The sequence below is a fragment of the Kitasatospora sp. NPDC028055 genome (assembly GCF_040637885.1).
Classification (GTDB): Bacteria; Actinomycetota; Actinomycetes; order Streptomycetales; family Streptomycetaceae; genus Kitasatospora.
On the sequence record NZ_JBEZXE010000119.1, the window covers coordinates 1 to 1,175 of the forward strand.

The 1,175-nt window shown below is 57.4% G+C and carries 1 rRNA gene; it reads left to right on the forward strand.

What is annotated here, in order from left to right:
- Positions 1-1,175, forward strand: a 23S ribosomal RNA gene (locus AB0F71_RS39905); the annotation flags it as partial.

Sequence of the window (1,175 nt, forward strand, 5' to 3'; positions counted from 1 at the left end):
GGCCGTGACTGCGTGCCTTTTGAAGAATGAGCCTGCGAGTTTGCGGTGTGTAGCGAGGTTAACCCGTGTGGGGTAGCCGTAGCGAAAGCGAGTCCGAATAGGGCGGTACAGTTGCATGCCCAAGACCCGAAGCGGAGTGATCTAGCCATGGGCAGGTTGAAGCGCGGGTAAGACCGTGTGGAGGACCGAACCCACCAGGGTTGAAAACCTGGGGGATGACCTGTGGTTAGGGGTGAAAGGCCAATCAAACTCCGTGATAGCTGGTTCTCCCCGAAATGCATTTAGGTGCAGCGTCACGTGTTTCTTGCCGGAGGTAGAGCACTGGATAGGCGATGGGCCTTACCGGGTTACTGACCTTAGCCAAACTCCGAATGCCGGTAAGTGAGAGCGTGGCAGTGAGACTGTGGGGGATAAGCTCCATGGTCGAGAGGGAAACAGCCCAGAACACCGACTAAGGTCCCTAAGCGTGTGCTAAGTGGGAAAGGATGTGGAGTCGCAGAGACAACCAGGAGGTTGGCTTAGAAGCAGCCACCCTTGAAAGAGTGCGTAATAGCTCACTGGTCAAGTGATTCCGCGCCGACAATGTAGCGGGGCTCAAGCACACCACCGAAGTCGTGTCATTGCAGCAATAGGGCCAACGCCTGCTGTGATGGGTAGGGGAGCGTCGTGTGCCGGGTGAAGCGGCGGTGGAAACCAGTCGTGGACGGTATACGAGTGAGAATGCAGGCATGAGTAGCGATACAAGAGTGGGAAACTCTTGCGCCGATTGACCAAGGGTTCCTGGGTCAAGCTGATCTGCCCAGGGTAAGTCGGGACCTAAGGCGAGGCCGACAGGCGTAGTCGATGGACAACGGGTTGATATTCCCGTACCCGCTTTGAAGCGCCAACGCTGAACCAGATGATGCTAAGGCCGTGAAGCCGTCCCGGAGCCTTCGGGCAAAGGGAAGTGGTGGAGCCGCCGGTCCAAGTCTGTAGTAGGTGAGCGATGGGGTGACGCAGGAAGGTAGTCCAGCCCGGGCGGTGGTTGTCCCGGGGTAAGGGTGTAGGACGTGGGGTAGGCAAATCCGCCTCACATATAGTCTGAGACCTGATGCCGAGCCGATTGTGGTGAAGTGGATGATCCTATGCTGTCGAGAAAAGCCTCTAGCGAGTTTCATGGCGGCCCGTACCCCAAA